Source organism: Terriglobus sp. RCC_193 (assembly GCF_041355105.1).
In the GTDB taxonomy this organism is placed as follows: Bacteria; Acidobacteriota; Terriglobia; order Terriglobales; family Acidobacteriaceae; genus Terriglobus.
On the sequence record NZ_JBFUPK010000002.1, the window covers coordinates 458,104 to 475,478 of the forward strand.

The 17,375-nt window shown below is 58.0% G+C and carries 12 protein-coding genes; 8 read left to right on the plus strand and 4 right to left on the minus strand.

The window, feature by feature from the left end:
- Positions 1-60: 60 nt before the first annotated feature.
- Both AB6729_RS10740 and AB6729_RS10745 read right to left on the minus strand, forming a co-directional pair.
- Complete coding sequence (locus tag AB6729_RS10740) at positions 61-3,564, minus strand: TonB-dependent receptor domain-containing protein (protein ID WP_371081612.1); 3,504 nt, start codon at positions 3,562-3,564, stop codon at positions 61-63.
- A 423-nt stretch (positions 3,565-3,987) separates the two neighbouring features.
- Positions 3,988-5,256, minus strand: coding sequence for a glycerate kinase (locus AB6729_RS10745; protein ID WP_371081613.1), 1,269 nt, complete (start codon positions 5,254-5,256; stop codon positions 3,988-3,990).
- A 129-nt stretch (positions 5,257-5,385) separates the two neighbouring features.
- Between AB6729_RS10745 and uxaC the strand changes: the two genes are divergently transcribed.
- Positions 5,386-6,780 (plus strand): glucuronate isomerase, encoded by a 1,395-nt coding sequence (gene uxaC / locus AB6729_RS10750; protein ID WP_371081614.1) that lies wholly within the window; start codon positions 5,386-5,388, stop codon positions 6,778-6,780.
- A gap of 52 nt (positions 6,781-6,832) precedes the next feature.
- On the opposite strand, the gene AB6729_RS10755 is transcribed toward uxaC, so the two are convergent.
- Together AB6729_RS10755 and AB6729_RS10760 are read right to left on the minus strand one after the other, a co-directional pair.
- Entirely contained in the window at positions 6,833-7,258 is a 426-nt protein-coding gene (locus AB6729_RS10755) for a GIY-YIG nuclease family protein (protein WP_371081615.1), read from the minus strand.
- 245 nt (positions 7,259-7,503) lie between these two features.
- Entirely contained in the window at positions 7,504-8,265 is a 762-nt protein-coding gene (locus AB6729_RS10760; RefSeq protein ID WP_371081616.1) for a FadR/GntR family transcriptional regulator, read from the minus strand.
- 217 nt (positions 8,266-8,482) lie between these two features.
- On the opposite strand from AB6729_RS10760, the gene AB6729_RS10765 reads away from it, so the two are divergent.
- The 7 genes from AB6729_RS10765 (at position 8,483) to AB6729_RS10795 (ending at position 17,035) form a co-directional block, all read left to right on the plus strand.
- Complete coding sequence (locus AB6729_RS10765) at positions 8,483-9,808, plus strand: MFS transporter (RefSeq protein ID WP_371081617.1); 1,326 nt, start codon at positions 8,483-8,485, stop codon at positions 9,806-9,808.
- Entirely contained in the window at positions 9,805-10,578 is a 774-nt protein-coding gene (locus AB6729_RS10770) for an SDR family NAD(P)-dependent oxidoreductase (protein WP_371081618.1), read from the plus strand. The genes AB6729_RS10765 and AB6729_RS10770 overlap by 4 nt, the downstream gene beginning before the upstream one ends.
- Positions 10,579-10,709: 131 nt before the next feature.
- Positions 10,710-11,957 (plus strand): tagaturonate epimerase family protein, encoded by a 1,248-nt coding sequence (locus AB6729_RS10775; protein WP_371081619.1) that lies wholly within the window; start codon positions 10,710-10,712, stop codon positions 11,955-11,957.
- Between the two features lie 124 nt (positions 11,958-12,081).
- Positions 12,082-13,395, plus strand: a complete 1,314-nt coding sequence (locus AB6729_RS10780) for a lactate racemase domain-containing protein (RefSeq protein WP_371081620.1) — start codon at positions 12,082-12,084, stop codon at positions 13,393-13,395.
- Positions 13,396-13,420: 25 nt separating this feature from the next.
- The gene (gene larE, locus AB6729_RS10785) at positions 13,421-14,266 is read left to right on the plus strand and encodes an ATP-dependent sacrificial sulfur transferase LarE (RefSeq protein ID WP_371081621.1); all 846 of its coding nucleotides are present in this window, start codon (positions 13,421-13,423) and stop codon (positions 14,264-14,266) included.
- Between the two features lie 194 nt (positions 14,267-14,460).
- Positions 14,461-15,213 (plus strand): nickel pincer cofactor biosynthesis protein LarB, encoded by a 753-nt coding sequence (larB, locus tag AB6729_RS10790; protein ID WP_371081622.1) that lies wholly within the window; start codon positions 14,461-14,463, stop codon positions 15,211-15,213.
- A 574-nt stretch (positions 15,214-15,787) separates the two neighbouring features.
- The gene (locus AB6729_RS10795) at positions 15,788-17,035 is read left to right on the plus strand and encodes an MFS transporter (protein ID WP_371081623.1); all 1,248 of its coding nucleotides are present in this window, start codon (positions 15,788-15,790) and stop codon (positions 17,033-17,035) included.
- The last annotated feature ends 340 nt before the right edge of the window (positions 17,036-17,375 follow it).

Genomic DNA, 17,375 nt, shown 5'->3' on the forward strand with positions numbered 1-17,375 from the left:
AAGAAAAGGGGCTTGACAGATTTTCTGCCAAGCCCCGGGGAGTGTTTATGACGTGGATGTTTAGAACAACAGCTTGGCCGCGAACTGCAGGCTGCGCTGGTCAGCAGAGGTGCCCGTGATCTTGCCCACTGCCGTTGGGCTGCCGAGGGCACCTGACGGGTTGGAGAAGATGGGGTGGTTCAGGATGTTGTAGGCTTCGGCGCGAATCTGCATCCTGAATCGCTGAGTAATGGCGAAGTTCTTGATGCCAGAAAAGTCGAACGCGGCAGTTCCTGGACCGCGGCCCACGTTACGGGTTACCCAGCCCTGAAGGTTCGGGATGGGGCGAGCAAGAGATACGTAGTTGCCGGGCGTACCAGTGAACGTTGCCGCTGTGGGCGATTGCGAGAACGCCGTGGGATCAAACCAATTGCTGATGCCACGATCGCTTCCCTTGTAGGAGCTTGCCACCGAACGGCCCGGTGCCAGGAAGACGCGGCAGCCAATGTAGTTGGCAAACGAGCAACCTGAACCGGAGACGTTGAAAGGATAGCCCGTGCGGAGCTGCACCGCAGGCTGGAGACTCCATCCACCCAGGATGGCATTGCCGACCTTACCCTGCAGGAAGGCCTTGCCCTTGCCGAAGGGCAGTTCATATCCACCCGAGATGACCGCGCGGTTACGCGTGTCAAAGTTCGAGTAGGAGTGATCGAAGGAGGTGGTGGTTGCGTACGACGAATCGTTTGCACCCGCTTCACCGGAGATGTTATCCAGGTTCTTCGACCACTGGTAGCTGCCCAGGTAATAGAGACCGTGCTTGGTGCGCTGCTCAATCTTGATGGAGCCGCCGTTGAAGTTGGCCGAACCAAGAGTGGAGCTGGTAAGGATACCGGCGCCAAACTGCGGGAACGGACGTACCGTGAGGTTGGTGGGAATCGCGTACGGATACTGGATGTACATGTTCTGGTCGTAGCGCTTCCACATGTGGTGGGAGTTGCTGCCGGTGTATGCCATTTCCAGCATTACGCCGTGGCCCAGATCCTGCTGCAGGCTGACATTCCACTCCTGTGTGAGCGGCTGCTTGTTGGTCGGGAAGATGGAGAACGGCGCCGGAAGAACGGTCGACGTTGTGGGATCCGGATAAAGCTGATTGGTGAAGACGTTGTTGAAGGACTGCTGGTAATACAGCGGAGCGGCATACCGAGTGAACTGCAGTTCGTTCGTGTTCAGGTTGTCGAAGTAAATACCGTAGCCAGCGCGCACCACAGTTCCGGGGCGTGCTTCATATGCCAGACCGACGCGAGGCATGAAGCCCTTCTTGAATGGGTTAATGATGCCCGGCTGGTAGGTACGGGTGGTGTCAATGTACGGCAGATACGCTGCCGGGATCACCGACGGGATCTTGGTGAAGGTGATCTTGCCAGTTCCGGGATCCAGTGAACCTTCCAACTGGTTCTGCTCATGGAAGGGCTGGTTGTATTCCCAGCGGAGACCCAGGTTAGCCGTCAGCTTACGCGTGAGGGTCCAGGTATCGCTGACGAAGGCACCGTAGGTGTTATCGCGGTAATGTCCGAGGGTGGTACCGGCATTGCCGTTGCAACCCGAGGTGCACATGCCACGCGCGTAGTTCTGGAACTTATTGTAGAAGTACGTGGTTCCATTCAGCGTGTAGCTCTTGCTGCCAAGGGAGCAATTGCCGACAGAAGTCACGTTATTGGGATCATCCGGTCCGGTTGGCTGGTACCCCGCAGCATAGGTTGCCGGTGTGCAGTTGTCGAAGGTGGCTGCGCCACGTGACTGGTTATCGGCGATCTGCCAGAGACGGCGGTTCTGGAACTGGAAGCCGATCTTCAGCGTGTGCTTGCCGAGAACGTCAGAGAGTGTATCGCCCACACTGATGACGTTTTCGTGACCACCCTGATCGCCCGAACCGTCACCCACGGACGCATATCCATTGATGGCAAAGGCTGCGCGACCATTCTGGCGGGGGGAGGAAAGCGCGGTCACATTTGTGAGGCCTTCAGCAGAAGCCCAGTTGCCGTTGGGGCCTGCGCTTTGCAGAACACCCAGCGTGATGTTGTAAAACTCGTTCCAGCCGATACGGACTTCATTCACGAGTTTGGAGGTGATGAGATACGTATCGCCGAGAACCGCGTTGCGACCAAGCAGCGGGTTCGAGGTGGAGCTTCCCGTTGCCGTGGGGCTGAGCTGGTTGGAATCGAAGTTAACGTAACGGCCGAACATGGAATGCTTCTGACTCCACGTCACGTCGCCGCGGACAGTGTACTGGTCGTAGTTGTCCTGGAATGGCAGCACAAGCGAGTAATTGGAATTGCCATTGACCGTCAAAGCATCGCTGTTCAGGACGGGATAGGTGGGGTTCAGTACCTGGGCGACCCTGTTGGTTACGGCGAATCCCGTGGGATTGCTGGCGGAGTATCCAACCTTGCCCCCCACGACGCCACTGTAGCCGCCGGTGGGTCCAGTGGAGCCTGGCAGGGCCGTGCTAACGCTGGTCCAGTTACCGGCGAGTTCACTCTGCGTGGGAAAGAGTGCCGTGTTCACTGTCTGGCGCTGTGACCGCTGGCCTTCGTATCCACCAAAGATGAAGAGTTTGTCCTTGATGACGGGGAAGCCGATTGTGCCGCCGAACTGATGACGGTAGAAGTCCGGCTTGGGGTTGAACTGCTGTGCGCCGTTGACCGTGGTGTAAGCCGGCGCGAAGTATGCGCGCGCATCAAACACGGCGTTACGAGCAAACTCATAAGCCGAGCCATGAATCTTGTTGGTACCGGACTTGGTCACCATGGAGACGACCGCCTGGCCCTGTCCGTACTCCGTGGAGAAGGTGGAACGCAGCAGGTTGAACTCCTGCAGGGTGTCCGTGTTGGGCTGCAGCGACATGTTGTTGAATCGCACGGAACGGACATATGTGCCGTCGAGCACGTAGTTTGTCGAGTTGCCACGACCGCCGTCGACCGTGATGTACAGCGAACGCGAACCCGTCTGGGCGGGTGCGCCGGTCTGGCCGGTCTGCGCGGGCGAAACACCCGGGGCCAGTGTGGCGAGCTGCAACACGTTACGGCCGTTCAGCGGAAGGTCGTTGATCTGCTTCTGATCGATAACCTGGCCGACGGTGGCTTCCTGCGTCTGGAGCTGCGGCGGAAGCGTGGTGACCTCAACCGTTTCGCTGGTGCCGCCAATCGCCAGCGTTACAGAACCATTGGCCGTCTGGCCGATCTGGATGTCCAGCGACGGGATGACGGAAGTCTTGAAGCCGTCTTTCTCCACGCGGATGCTGTAGTTCGACGGCGGAATGTTGGGAATGGACCAGTCGCCGGCGCTGTTCGACTTGGTGGTTCTTTCGGCCTTGGTGCCGTTGTTGATGAGATGGATGGTGGCTCCGGGAATTTTTGCACCGGTCGCGTCCGAAACGGTACCGGCAGCGTCTGTGGATGCAGATGCCTGGCCCCATGCGGAGGGTGCGCCCACGGAAAGCACGGCAACGGGTGCCGCCGCCAGCATAAAGGCGAATGCGCTGCGACGGAAGGTACGCAGAATGGCTTTGTGGGAGATGAGATTCAAGGTGGACTCTTCCGTCGTGCCGGAGTCCGGTGCGGGGACGCGGGGTCCTATGTTTTTGTGTGGTCCATGCATGGTGATGTTGGCCTCTCCGTTTGCAGCACTATGACAACGTTTGCGCGGATGGTTGGGTTACGCCCTGAGACGATTCAAAATCCGCGATATTTTTTCGCCGCTGGAACGCCGCCCGATGCACCTCTCCCACGGCAGCGCAGGAGGCTTTCAGTGCAAATAAACGGTGCTCTCTTCGACGGCGGGACTTATATCACACCGAAATGAAGAAAAGAAACATGCTTTTTTCACGTTTTTTAGCGAGGTTCTTCCATGCGAAACCTCTCCTGGCAGAAGCACCGGAGAAATGTGGTTGTTTTGTCGACAAAACCTCTGAATCGAATCAAATGGTTCAGGAGGTCAGACCAGCCAGTTTCAGAGGATAAGCACCGCGCGGACATCGTTCACGTTGGTCAGGGTGGGGCCGGTGATGACCAGATCGTGGAGGGTGGCGAAGAAGGAATAGCTGTCATGACGGCGTAGAAAATCCGCCGCCGTGGTCGATGCCTCCTTCGCGCGGGTGAGCGTGGCGGGGGTCACGATGGCGCCTGCGGCATCGTCTGATCCGTCGATGCCGTCCGTGTCGCCTGCGATAGCGTAGGTGCCGGGTGCGCCTTTCAGGGCGATGGCCAGCGAGAGCAGGAACTCAGTGTTTCTGCCGCCGCGGCCGGGCTTTTCGCGGCCCAGCGTCACCGTGGTTTCGCCGCCGGAGAGCAGCACCGCGGGTTTGGCGATGGGATGCCCGTAGTGGCGTACGGACGTGGCGATGCCTGCCATTACCGTGCCGAGTTGCGCACTCTCGCCTTCAAGGGCGTCGCCCAGGATCAATGGATTCCAGCCAAATTCCCGCGCTTTGGCAGCGGCAGCCTCCAAGGCTTGAAGCGGGGAGGCGATCATGCGGACGTCTGCTTCAAACTTTGCGGGGGCTTCTTCGCTCTGCGATTCCAGTACGCGCAGGACGCTGGCCGGGACTTCCATGTTGTATTCGCGGAGGATGCGCAGCGCGTCGGCAGCGGTGGTGGCGGAGGGGACGGTGGGGCCGGAGGCAATGATGGCCGGGTCGTCGCCGGGGACGTCGCTGATGACGAGCGTGACCACGCGGGCAGGTGCCGCGGCCTGGGCCAGTTTGCCGCCCTTGATGCGCGAGAGCGCCTTGCGCACGGTGTTCATGGCGTGGATGGGAGCGCCGGATGCCAGCAGCGCCGCGTTGACCGCCTGCTTGTCTGCGAGGGAAATGCCGTCGACGGGCAGCGTCAGCAAGGCCGATCCGCCACCGGAGATGAGCGCCAGAACGAGGTCGTCGGGCGAGAGATTCTGGACGGCGGCGAGGATGTCTTCTGCGGCGCGCATCCCGGCTGCGTCCGGTACGGGGTGCGACGCTTCCACGATGCGGATGTGGCGCGTGGGAACTGCGTGGCCGTAGCGCGTGACCACGACGCCTTGCATGGGGACGGTGGGCCATGCCTCCTCGACGGCTGCGGCCATCGCAGCCGAGGCTTTGCCTGCTCCTACGACGATACAGCGGCCTTTGGGTGGTTCGGGGAGGGAACGCGCGACGACGATGTGAGGGTTGGCGGCCGCTACAGCAGTGTCAAACAGGGTGCGAAGTTGCTGGCGGACGACGGCTTCCTGATGGGCAGGCATGACTCCATGATCCACTATCGTTTCGCGGAAAAGGCTGGGAGTTTGTATCGAAACGTTTTTGGGAGGATGATGGTATGGCCCGCGGGATGGCGTGCCTGCCGCCGCGAAAATTCCAGGAGGACCTCTACGATGTCCCTGCTGCACGATGACCGCCTTTTTCCGGCCGACCCGACCACTCGCTCCATTGCGCAACGCCTGTTTGCGACTGTGCGCAACCTGCCGATCGTAAGTCCGCACGGACATACGCAGGCCGGATGGTTTGCCACGAACGAGGCCTTCCCTGACCCAGCGAAGCTGTTCATCCAGCCGGATCATTATGTCCATCGGATGCTGTACAGCCAGGGCGTGAAGCTGGAAGACCTGGAGATTGGCAAGGCGGTCATTGAGAATCCGCGCAAGGTGTGGAAGATCTTCGCGGACCACTACTACCTGTTTCGCGGAACGCCTTCGCGTCTGTGGCTGGACTATGCGTTTCAGGAACACTTTGGCATGACGGAACGCCTGTCGCCGAAGACTGCGGACCTGTATTACGACACGATTGCAGAGAAGCTGCAGACACCGGAGTTCCGTCCGCGTGCGTTGTTTGAGAGCTTCAAGATTGATGTGCTGGCTACAACCGATTCTGCGATTGATCCGCTGACCGATATTCAAGCGCTGCGCAAGGGCGACTGGAAGGGGCGTATTGTTCCCACGTTCCGTCCGGATTCGGTTGTCGATCCGGAGTTTGCTGGCTTCCGCGAGAACATTGCCAGGCTGGGCGAGATTACCGGCGAGAACACGGAGACGTGGGAAGGTTATCTGAATGCGCTGCGCAATCGCCGTGCGTTCTTCCAGTCGCTGGGGGCAACGGCTACGGATCATGGGCATCCGACGGCACGGACTGCCGACCTTGAGCCGGAAGAGTGCGCGCAGCTTTTCGATGTGATTCTGAGCGGCGAAGCGGATGAGGATGATGAAGAAGTTTTCCGTGCGCAGATGCTGACGGAGATGGCGCGCATGAGTGTGGAAGATGGCCTGGTGATGCAGATCCATCCCGGCAGTATGCGCAACCACAACCAGGTAGTCTTCGAGAAGTTTGGCCGTGACATGGGCGCGGACATTCCCACCGCCACCGACTACGTGCATGCATTGCAGCCGATGCTGGACCTCTTCGGCAATGAGCCGAACCTGACGGTGATTCTGTTCACGCTGGATGAGACAGCCTTCAGCCGCGAGCTGGCGCCGCTGGCCGGGCACTATCCCGCGCTAAGACTGGGACCGCCGTGGTGGTTCCACGATAGCCCCGAAGGCATGATGCGTTTCCGCGAAACGGCCACGGAAACCGCAGGCTTCTACAACACGGTGGGTTTCAACGACGACACGCGCGCGTTCCTGAGTATTCCGGCGCGGCACGATGTGGCTCGCCGCATTGACTGCGCGTTCCTGGCGCGGCTGGTGGCGGAACATCGGATTGAAGAAGATGAAGCGTTTGAGCTGGCGCAGGACCTGACAGTGAACCTGGTGAAGAAGGCTTACCGGCTGTAGGGTTTTGTTGCTGTTGCAGGGCCCGGTTAATCCGGGCCCTTTTATCTGCTTTCTATCTATCGTCATCCTGAGCGTAGCGCAGCGAAGTCGAAGGACCTGCATTCTGTTGTGCCCTCTGCAATGCCTCATGGAGTGCAATCAACTCTTCACGCTTCCATTTATAAGGCTGCACCGGTTTTCCCAGGTTTTCCGCGAGATCGAGCCACGTTGGATTCAACGATTCAATAAGAGCGAGTTTCTTCTCGCGCCGCCATCCCTTGAGTTGTTTTTCCCGCGTAATGGCAGCCATCGGACCATCGTAGATTTCGTAATACACCAAGCGGGTGCAACGATAGTCCCTGCTGAAGCCTGCAAATAAACCCAGCTTATGTTCAGAGATGCGGCCATCCAGTTCTGTGGTCATGCCGATGTACAAAGTGCGACTTCGGCTGGCCATGATGTATATGTAGGCTTTTTTGGACATGGCTTCCCGAAACATTGTAGAGCGGCGAGAAGAATGCAGGTCCTTCGACTTCGCTGCGCTTCGCTCAGGATGACGATCTTTAGGGGTTTACAGTAAGGAGCTGGATTCGGAAGCGGTGCTCTCCGTCAGAAGCGTAGCGGCGTGGGAAGAATGCAGGTCCTTCGACTTCGCTGCGCTCCGCTCAGGATGACGATCTTTAGGGGAGGAGCTTCGCTGGGACGATCTTTGATCGTAGGATCGCGTGTTGCGCGATGCGCAGGTTAGCTGCGTGAAGCTGCGGTGCCTGTTTTGGATTTTGCCGGGTGGCGATTCCTTGACCTGGGAGGTTTTTCGTCGTCGGCTTCTGCGCTGGTCAGATGCTTTTCCATGGCAGCACGCGAAGTCCGTGGGTTGCCGCTGCGAATGGCTCGATAAATGTCACGATGGAATTTTGTGGTGACGGCCAGATCCGCAATCTGCTCGGTGGCGGAATGACGCACCTCGTACAGCGCCCCGGTGAGGCTTTCCATGATGGCCGCCAGAATGGAATTGCCTGCGGCCTGGGCCACGATGCGATGAAAACGCACATCATGGATGAGGTACTCCTGCGGCTGGTCGATGGAGGCTTCCATCTCTTCCAGCTCTTCTGCCATCTGTTGCAGGTGGCGTTCGGTGGTGCGTTCCGCGGCCAGAGAGGCGATGTGTCCCTCAAGGATGCGTCGTGCTTCAAAGAGCTGGTGCATGTCGTATCCGTGCAGGGCATCGAGAAATGGCAGCGAGGCTGCGCCGAACTGCGTTGGCGACTCTGAGATGAACGCGCCTACGCCATGCCGCACCTGCAGCAGCCCCATTGCCGCGAGATAGCCCAGGCCGGAGCGGAGGCTGGAACGGCTGATGCCGAGGGTAGTGGCAAACTCGCGTTCGGGTGGCAGCTTGTCGCCGGGTTTCCAGGTGCCGTCCTGCAGCGCCTCGCGGATGCGTTCCACCACTCGCATGGCGATCTGGCGGTCGGCGGCTGGGGGACGGGAAACGGCGTTTGACATGGTCAGACCCCATTCTGCACACAGAACGGAGCATTGGGAAGCCGAATGTGTTCAAAACGTTTGACAGCCGCTCTTTGGCAGGCGTACACATACAGAGTGGTCAGACCACTTACGGCCTGCTATCTTTATCGAAGCGTTTTTATGAAGGGCGTGCCAACGGTACGCCATTGGCTGTAAGCTTGTCCGGCATACCTGAACGCCCTTTTTCGGAGCGCGAGTGAGCCCCTTGGAACCGACTGCAGACCTGTCGCCCGGCCAACGCCGGACGCACGTGGGGAATGTCCGCTGGACAATCTGCGCCATGCTGTTTGTGGCAACCACCATCAACTATATGGACCGGCAGGTCCTCAGCATTCTTAAACCCACGCTCCAGCACAGTATTGGACTGAGCGAAGAGGGGTATGGCAACGTGATCGCCATGTTCCAGGTGGCGTATGCCATTGGGCTGCTGGGTGTGGGACGCCTGATTGACAAGGTGGGAACGCGACTGGGCTACAGCATTGTGATGGCAGTGTGGAGCCTGGCCGCGCTGGCGCATGCTTTTGTCAGCACGGTTACGGGCTTCGGCATTGCGCGTGTGGCGCTTGGCCTGGGAGAGTCTGGTAATTTCCCTGCTGCGATCAAGACGGTTGCCGATTGGTTTCCGCGCAGCGAACGTTCGCTGGCCACCGGCATCTTCAATGCAGGTGCGACGGCGGGCGCGATCATCTGCCCGCTGACGATTCCGTGGATCACCATTCATTACGGCTGGCATGCCGCATTTCTCTTCACGGGATTGGTTGGTTTGCCGTGGATCATCTGGTGGTCCGTCTACTATCGCAAGCCCAAAGATCACCCGACGCTGACGGGTGAAGAGCTGCGCCACATTTACGAAGAAAACGCCGCGCAGATGGATGCGGCGAACATTCCGTGGCTGAAGCTGCTGACCTATCGCCAGACATGGGGCATTGTGCTGGGCAAGGGCCTGACGGACCCCATCTGGTGGTTTTATCTGTTCTGGATTCCGGGCTATCTGGATAGCCGCTTTCACGTGGACCTGAAGAACCTTGGTTTGCCCATCATGGTGGTGTACCTGACATCGACTGTGGGCGGCATCCTGGGTGGGTGGCTGCCAGCGCTGTTTGAACGCTTTGGACTGCATGGCGCGAAGGCACGCTACGGCACGATGTTCTTCTGCGCCCTGTTCTCGTTGCCGATGCTGTACATCCATCATGTGAATGACATGTGGACGGCCGTGGCGCTGTTGAGCCTGGCAACTGCTGGTCACCAGGGTTGGAGCGCGAATGTGTACACCTGTGCCTCTGACGTTTTCCCGAACAGCGTTGTTGGTTCCGTGGTTGGTTTGGCAGGGATGGTGGGTTCGGTGCTTGGAACGCTGCTGTCCGTCTCCGCGGGCCGCATTTTGCAGCTGACCGGCAGCTACAACACACTGTTTATCCTTGCGGGCTCCATCTACATGGTTGCGTTTGTGTGCCTGCAGATTTTTGCGCCCGGCCTGCGCCGAGCGGATGTTCCCGTTACACACGAGAGGTTGGAAGCATGAAACATCCTTTGAGTCTTGAGGGCCGCGTGGCGGTCGTAATTGGTGGAACGAGCGGCATTGGCCGCGCCATGGCAATTGGTCTGGCACAGGCTGGTGCGGATGTGGTGAGCACCGGTCGCCGCGCAGAGCAGGTGAATGAGGTTGCCGCAGAGATTGAAGCGCTGGGCCGCAAGACTGTGCGACAGACGTGCGATCAGACCGACCGCGCACAGATTGAAGCTCTGCTGGCTGCTGTGCTGAAGGAGTTTGGCAAGGTCGACATCCTGATTAACTCCGCTGGCATCATCAAGCGGCAACCCACGCTGACGTATCCGGAAGCCGAGTGGCAGCAGATTATGGACACCAACCTGACCGGGATGCTGCGTAGTTGCCAGGTGTTTGGCAAGCAGATGATCGAGCAGAAGTATGGCCGCATTATCAACATTGCTTCGCTGAACAGCTTTGTGGCTCTGAACGAAGTGGCGGGCTATGCCGCCAGCAAGGCCGCGGTGCTTTCGCTGACACGCTCGCTGGCGGTGGAGTGGTCAAAGCATGGCCTGACGATCAACGGTATTGCACCGGGCGTCTTCCGCACGGAACTGAACGCAGCGTTGCTGGACGGTTCACCGCGCGGACAGGAACTGCGTATGCGTTGCCCGATGGATCGCTTTGGCAAGACGGAAGAGCTTGTGGGTGCGGCGATTTATCTGGCAAGCGACTCTGCCAGCTTCACCAATGGACACACGATTGTGGTGGATGGTGGATTCCTGGCCAGTGGTGTGAATCAGTAACAAACTTAACGATTGGCCATTGGCCTTTCGTCATGACACGTGCACCTTTTTCGGAACAAAGCGCAGACAGCATACGCGCCGACAACAAGAGCTGACAGCTTGGAAAGCTGAGTAGCCAAGGAGGTATCCCAATGCAGCTCCCTAAATTTTCGCTCGGTATGGGCGACCGCTTCGCGCATCAGGCAAAGGCACAGTTGCAGGCATGCATCATGGCTGCTGAGGCCGGTGCAGACATTACGCCCGTGTGGAACAAGTCGAACCGCGAGCACCTGATCATTGGTTCGGAACCCAGCCAGACGCGCGCTGCAATTGACGTTGCCGTGAAGGAACTGGGATGGACGAAGCCCTACTTCGCGGATGCGGACCATATCAACCTGAAGACCTATGAGCGTTTCGTTGCGCCGTGCGATTTCTTCACGCTGGATGTGGCAGACAACATTGGCCAGAAGAGCGATGAGAACGAGATTGCGCAGTTTGTGGAGCGCCATCCGGAACTGATTGGCGAGATCACCATTCCGGGCATTGAGAAGCCGTTCTCGCTGGATAAGGGATTCGTTGAGAAGACTGCGAAGACCTTTCTTGCTGCTGTGCAGGAAGCTGCTGCTATCTACAAGGCAGTCGTAGCGGAGAAGGGCTCTGAGGATTTCGTCGCGGAAATCTCGATGGATGAAACGGACAATCCACAGACGCCGCCGGAGTTGTTGATTATCCTGGCCGCGATTGCGGATGAGAAGCTGCCGATTCAGACGATTGCACCGAAGTTCACGGGCCGCTTCAACAAGGGCGTGGATTACGTGGGCAATGTGGCGCAGTTTGAAAAGGAATTCCGCGAAGACATTGCCACCATTGCGTATGCGGTGAAGGCCTATGGCCTGCCTGCGAACCTGAAGCTGAGCGTTCACTCCGGCTCAGACAAATTCAGCATCTACGAACCGATTCGCAAGGCACTGAAGGATACCGGCGCGGGCGTTCACGTGAAGACTGCCGGCACCACATGGCTGGAAGAATTGATCGGGCTTGCGGAAGCAGGCGGCGATGCTCTGGCTCTTGCAAAAGAAGTGTACGCAGAAGCATTTGCGCATGCGGAAGAACTCTGCGCTCCGTATGCCACTGTGATCGACATTGATATGCCGAAGCTGCCGAAGCCGGATGCCGTGAACGCGTGGACGAGCGAGCAGTATGTACGCGCACTGCGGCATGACGAGAAGGACCCGCAGTACGATCCGAATTTTCGCCAGCTTCTGCATGTTGGCTTCAAAGTGGCAGCGAAAATGGGCAATCGCTACATTGATGCGCTGGAGACAAACGAGGAAGTTGTGGCTCGTAATGTGACCACGAACCTTTTCGACCGTCACATCAAGCATCTGTTCCTGGGGTAGAGGGAACCTCCTTCTTCGGCATTTCGTATTGCTGAAGAAAGATTCGTTTTTGCAGTGGCTCGGCTTTACCGGGCCTTCTCAATCAGTTTGGAAGGGCGGCATTCGCCGCTGAAGGAAGAACATCGTGGCCTGGTTTACCGTACAAGCACCGCACGTCTCGGACACACAGATCAAGGAAGCCTGCGACCGCCTTCTGAGTGAAGCGCGCACACGCATCAACAAGGACCTGAAGCGCGTCCTGCTGCTGCCACCCGATCTGACCCGCGCGCACTCCGGCGCTGGCTGGATCACGGAATACCTCTACAACGCGCTACCCGATGCGCATGTGGAAGTGATCCCGACGCTGGGCCAGCATGTACCGCACACCGAAGCGGAGAACAAATGGATGTTCGGATCAATTCCGAATGACCGTATCTTTCCGCATGACTGGCGCAACGGCGTGACCAAGGTTGCAAACATTCCTGCTGCGATGGTGAAGGACACTACCGATGGCGCGGCGGATTGGGATATTCCTGTTGATCTGAACAGCAAGCTCATCGACGAGCAATGGGACCTGATCATCAACGTGGGCCACGTGGTGCCGCATGAAGTGCTTGGCTTCGCGAACCATAACAAGAACTACTACATCGGCCTGGGCGGCAAGGACACCATCTGCGCGTCGCACATTGCGGCGGCGGTGTATGGCATTGAGAACAATCTTGGCTGCCTGATTACGCCGTTGCGCGCCTGCTACAACTGGAGCGAGAACGAGCACCTGCAGAACCTTCCCGATGTGTATCTGCAGATTGTGATGCAGCGCGATGCGAACAATAAGCTGGTGACCAGCGGCATCTTTGTGGGCGACGATCTGGACACGTATCTGCAAGCGGCAAAGCAGAGCCGCGAACAGAACATTACGCTGTTCGATAAGCCCATCAAGAAGGTTGTCGCAGTGATGCAGGCGGATGAGTTCCGCGCAACGTGGGTGGCGAACAAGGCTGTCTACCGTACGCGTATGGCGATTGCCGATGGTGGCGAACTGCTGATCATTGCTCCCGGTGTGGAGCGCTTTGGCGAACAGCCGGAAGTGGACGCGCTGATCCGCAAGTATGGTTACAAGGGCACACCGCGTACGCTGGCGCTGTACAAGACCGAGGCCGACATGCAGGAGATTCCGCATGGCGTGGCGCATCTGATCCACGGCAGCAGCGAAGGGCGTTTCCACATCACGTATGCACCGGGTCATCTCACGAAGGAAGAGATTGAGCAGGTTGGCTATGGTTACGCGGACTGCGAAGAGATGCAGAAGCGTTATGACCCTGCCGTGATGAAGGAAGGCTGGAACACGATGCCGGATGGCGAGGAAGTGTTCTACATCAGTACGCCTTCGGCTGGTTTGTGGGCCACGAAGGAAAAACTGGACAACCCATCGCGCAAGGACCTGTCGAAGGGCCTTTAGCTATTAGCTCTTGAAAGGAGGGCATATGCAGACATTGGAAGAGCACCGCAATGTCCTCCATGAGGAGCTTCGCAAGTACGACGCGCTTGCCGTGGCATATAGCGGCGGCGTGGACTCCGCCTATCTTGCATGGGAGGCGTTTCAGGTGCTTGGCGACCGCATGGTTGCCGTGATTGCCGATTCGCCTTCGCTGCCGCGTACGCATCTTGCTTTTGCAATGAAGTTTGCAGAAGACAATAAGATTCCTTTGCGCGTGGTGCAGACCAGCGAGATGGATCGTGCGGAGTATGTGCGCAATGATGGGGCGCGTTGCTTTCATTGCAAGGACGAGCTCTTTCTTACGATGGAACGCATGTTGAGCGAGACCGGCATTGCGACGATTGCCTATGGGCGCAATCGCGATGACAGTGGAGATTTTCGCCCGGGTCAGCGTGCGGCTGCGAATCATCATGCGGTGGCGCCGCTTGCCGATGCTTTGCTGGGGAAGCAGGAGATTCGCGCGCTGGCACAGCATTTTGGATTGGAAGTGTGGGATCGCCCTGCATCCGCGTGTCTGTCTTCGCGGCTGGAGTATGGGCGGCCTGTGACGGCAGAAGCGCTGCGGCAGGTGGAAGAGGCGGAAGAGGCTTTGCTCGTGCTTGGGTTCCGACAGCTTCGTGTGCGCCATCATGGTGAGCTGGCACGCGTGGAGATTGAGCGCAGTGAATTGGTGAAGGCGTTATCGCTCGATATGCTTTCGCAGATCACCGCAGCGGTGAAGGCTGCGGGATTCACGTACGTCACACTGGACACGGAAGGCTATCGCAGCGGCAGCATGAATGCGCTGTTGCCGGTGGCTTCGCTTTTGCAGGCTGGCAATCATGCAGCGTGATCAGTCACAAACAATCGGAAGTGGCCGTCCGGATAAAACGGACCGTTGGCCCGCACTCGCGTTTTTAGAATCCGCTACCTGGGCCTGCAGCCCAGGCTACAATTGCGGCGCGCCGTTGGCGCTTGTTGTATCGGCAGGCCAAGCCTTTTCGAAACAGCATCTCTCACGCACGCCTGGTCGAAAGAAATCCGACTATGCAGCGTGACACCCTTCTGCAACTTCTGCGGCAACTGGAAGCGGGCTACATTACCGCAGAGCAGACCGCGGACAAGTTAGCTTCGTTACCTTTCGAAGACCTTGAGTTTGCCAAGGTCGATCATCATCGTTCCCTGCGTAGTGGTCTACCGGAAGTGGTGTTTGCTGCGGGAAAAACTTCGGAAGAAACGGCCGCTATTCTTGCGCGCATTCATGCGAACGGCACGCCCGCATTGGCTACTCGCGCGGACGCTGCTGCGTTTGAAGCGACGCAGAAGCTGATTCCCGATGCGAAGTACCATGCACGCGCACGCTGCATTACTTGTGGCGATGGCGCGAAGAAGAGCGGTGGTCGTGTTGCCGTGATCTGTGCGGGCACGAGCGATCTGAATGTTGCGGAAGAAGCCGCCATCACCGCGGATTTCTTTGGTGCAACGGTTTCGCGATTCACGGATGTGGGTGTTGCGGGACTGCATCGGCTGCTTGCGCATCTGAATGCAATTCGTGAAGCGGATGCGGTGATTTGTTGTGCTGGCATGGAAGGTGCTTTGCCTTCGGTTGTTGGTGGGCTTGTTGCCGTGCCGGTGATCGCCGTGCCAACGAGCGTTGGTTATGGTGCAGCCTTTGGCGGCGTGGCGGCGCTGCTGGGTATGTTGAACAGTTGTTCGCCCAATATCACCGTCACCAATATCGACAACGGCTTCGGCGCCGGTTACGTGGCTACATTGTACGCAAACCGCACCGGGCGCTGACCTTTCTTCACCGACTCCGTCGTCCTGGGCAAAACGTAGCGTGGTGTCGGCAGAGGTGGTCTTTCTTCGTAGCAATGCTGCTGGATTTTCAGCAGCATTGCAGAGCGCACAGAAGAAAGCATCTCCCCTTCGCTTCGCTCGAGGGCATGCTTCGACTTCACTTCGTTTCGCTCAGGATGACGACCTTACGGTCGTATGAGCGTGCTTTGCACGCTGCCCAGGTTAGCTTCGCGAACCTGGGGCACCCGGTTCTTGGCTGCAGGTCGTTTTTGCTTTCCTGACACGTTGTAGAGGGTGTGGAGGAATGCAGGTCCTTCAGCTACGCTTCGCTTCGTTCAGGATGACGGTCTTCGACCGTACGAGCTTCGCTGGGGATGGTCTTTGACCGCAGGAGCTTTGTAGCGCTCACAGGGAAGGTCTGCGACCATACGAGCTTTGCTGGGGACGGTCTTTGACCGTAGGAGCTTCGCTGGAATACAAGGTTTCGTTGGAATACAAGGTATTGATGGCCTTTCCTATGTCAGAAGAATTGCTCTAAAGTGGATTTATTCCAACGGCATACGAGGCTGATGTTTTGAACTCAGGAAAACAGGAACGCAGCCTGCGTGCCCACCAGGGCATCACGCTTGTCCTGCTGTTCGCGGCAGGCATTGTGAACTTCTTTGATCGTTCGTCTTTGTCCGTTGCAAATACTGTCGTACGCGGTGAGCTGCATCTGAACAACGCGCAGATGGGCTGGCTGCTCTCCTCTTTCTCGTTGTCTTATGGCTTTGCGCAGCTTGGGTTGGTCGCGTGGCTGGATCGATTAGGCACGCGAGTAATGCTGGGCATTGGGCTGGCGGTGTGGAGCCTGGCGCAACTGCTCACTGGATTCGTTACGTCGTTCCCCGTGTTCATCATTCTGCGCATTTTGTTGGGAGCGGGTGAAGCGCCGTTTTATCCCAGCGGCATTCGAAGCGTTCGCGAATGGTTCAGCCGTGGCACACGCGGACGCGCCACGGCGCTGATGAGTTCGTCGCAGACGTTTGGGCTTGCTGCTGCGCCGCCGTTGCTCACACTGTTAATGCTGCGCATTGGTTGGCGCGGCATGTTTGAGGTTTTGGGTGCCGCAGGACTTGTCGTTGCGTTGTTGTGGCTTGTGCTGCATCGCCCACGTTCGGCGACGATGCATAGTGATGAGACACTCACGGTTATCCCAACAGGCAGCGTCTATCGTGAATTGCTGACGCAGCGCACGGTGTGGGGCATGATGCTGGGCTTTGGTGGCGTGAATTACACGGCGTGGTTATACATCGCGTGGTTGCCGGGATATCTGCAAACGGAACGTCATCTCTCGCTGTCGCAGAGTGGATGGCTTGCGGCGATTCCGTTTCTGGCGGGTGCGTTCGGCATGTTGGCCAGCGGTTTTCTTGCAGATGCGTTTGCTGCACGTGGGTATAAGCTGACTTCGATTCATCGCACGCAGATCATCCTGGGTATGGTGATGAGTGCGGCTGCGTCGTTCTTTGCGTCGCATGCGTATTCGTTGCCTGCCGCGGTCATCAGCATCAGCGTTGCGTTTGGGTTTATCCAGTTTGGCGGCACCAGCGGATGGGGTTATGTGCAGGCGGTCAGTCCGCCACATCTGGTTTCTGCGTTGGGTGCGTTGCAGAATTTTGCAAGCTTCCTGATCGCGTCGGTTGCACCGGTGGTCACGGGTATGATCGTGGATCGCACACATAGTTTTACGCTGGCGTTTGCGGTATGTTCTGCGGTTACGCTGCTGGGTGCGTTGAGTTATGCCACGCTGGCTGCTCCGGGTGGTATGAAGATCGACGATTAGGGTTTCATCGAAAACATGTACTACGGAGTCGTACGGCTTTCCAGAAACATTGCAGGGAGTGGAGAGGAATGCAGGTCCTTCGACTCTGCTCAGGATGACGACCTTACGGTCGTATGAGCGTGCTTTGCACGCTGCCCAGGTTAGCTTCGCGAACCTGGGGCACCCGGTTCTTGGGTTATGGATGCTTTTTTAGCTTTTCCTGAAGCGTTGTAGAGGGTTGAGAAACAAAGCAGGTCCTTCGACTCCGCTCAGGATGACGGCTTTGGCCGTTTGAGCTTCGCTTTCGCGAAGCTGGTTTGGGTTGGTGGCTGAAAGCTTCCTGTGACCTTGGCAGGATGTG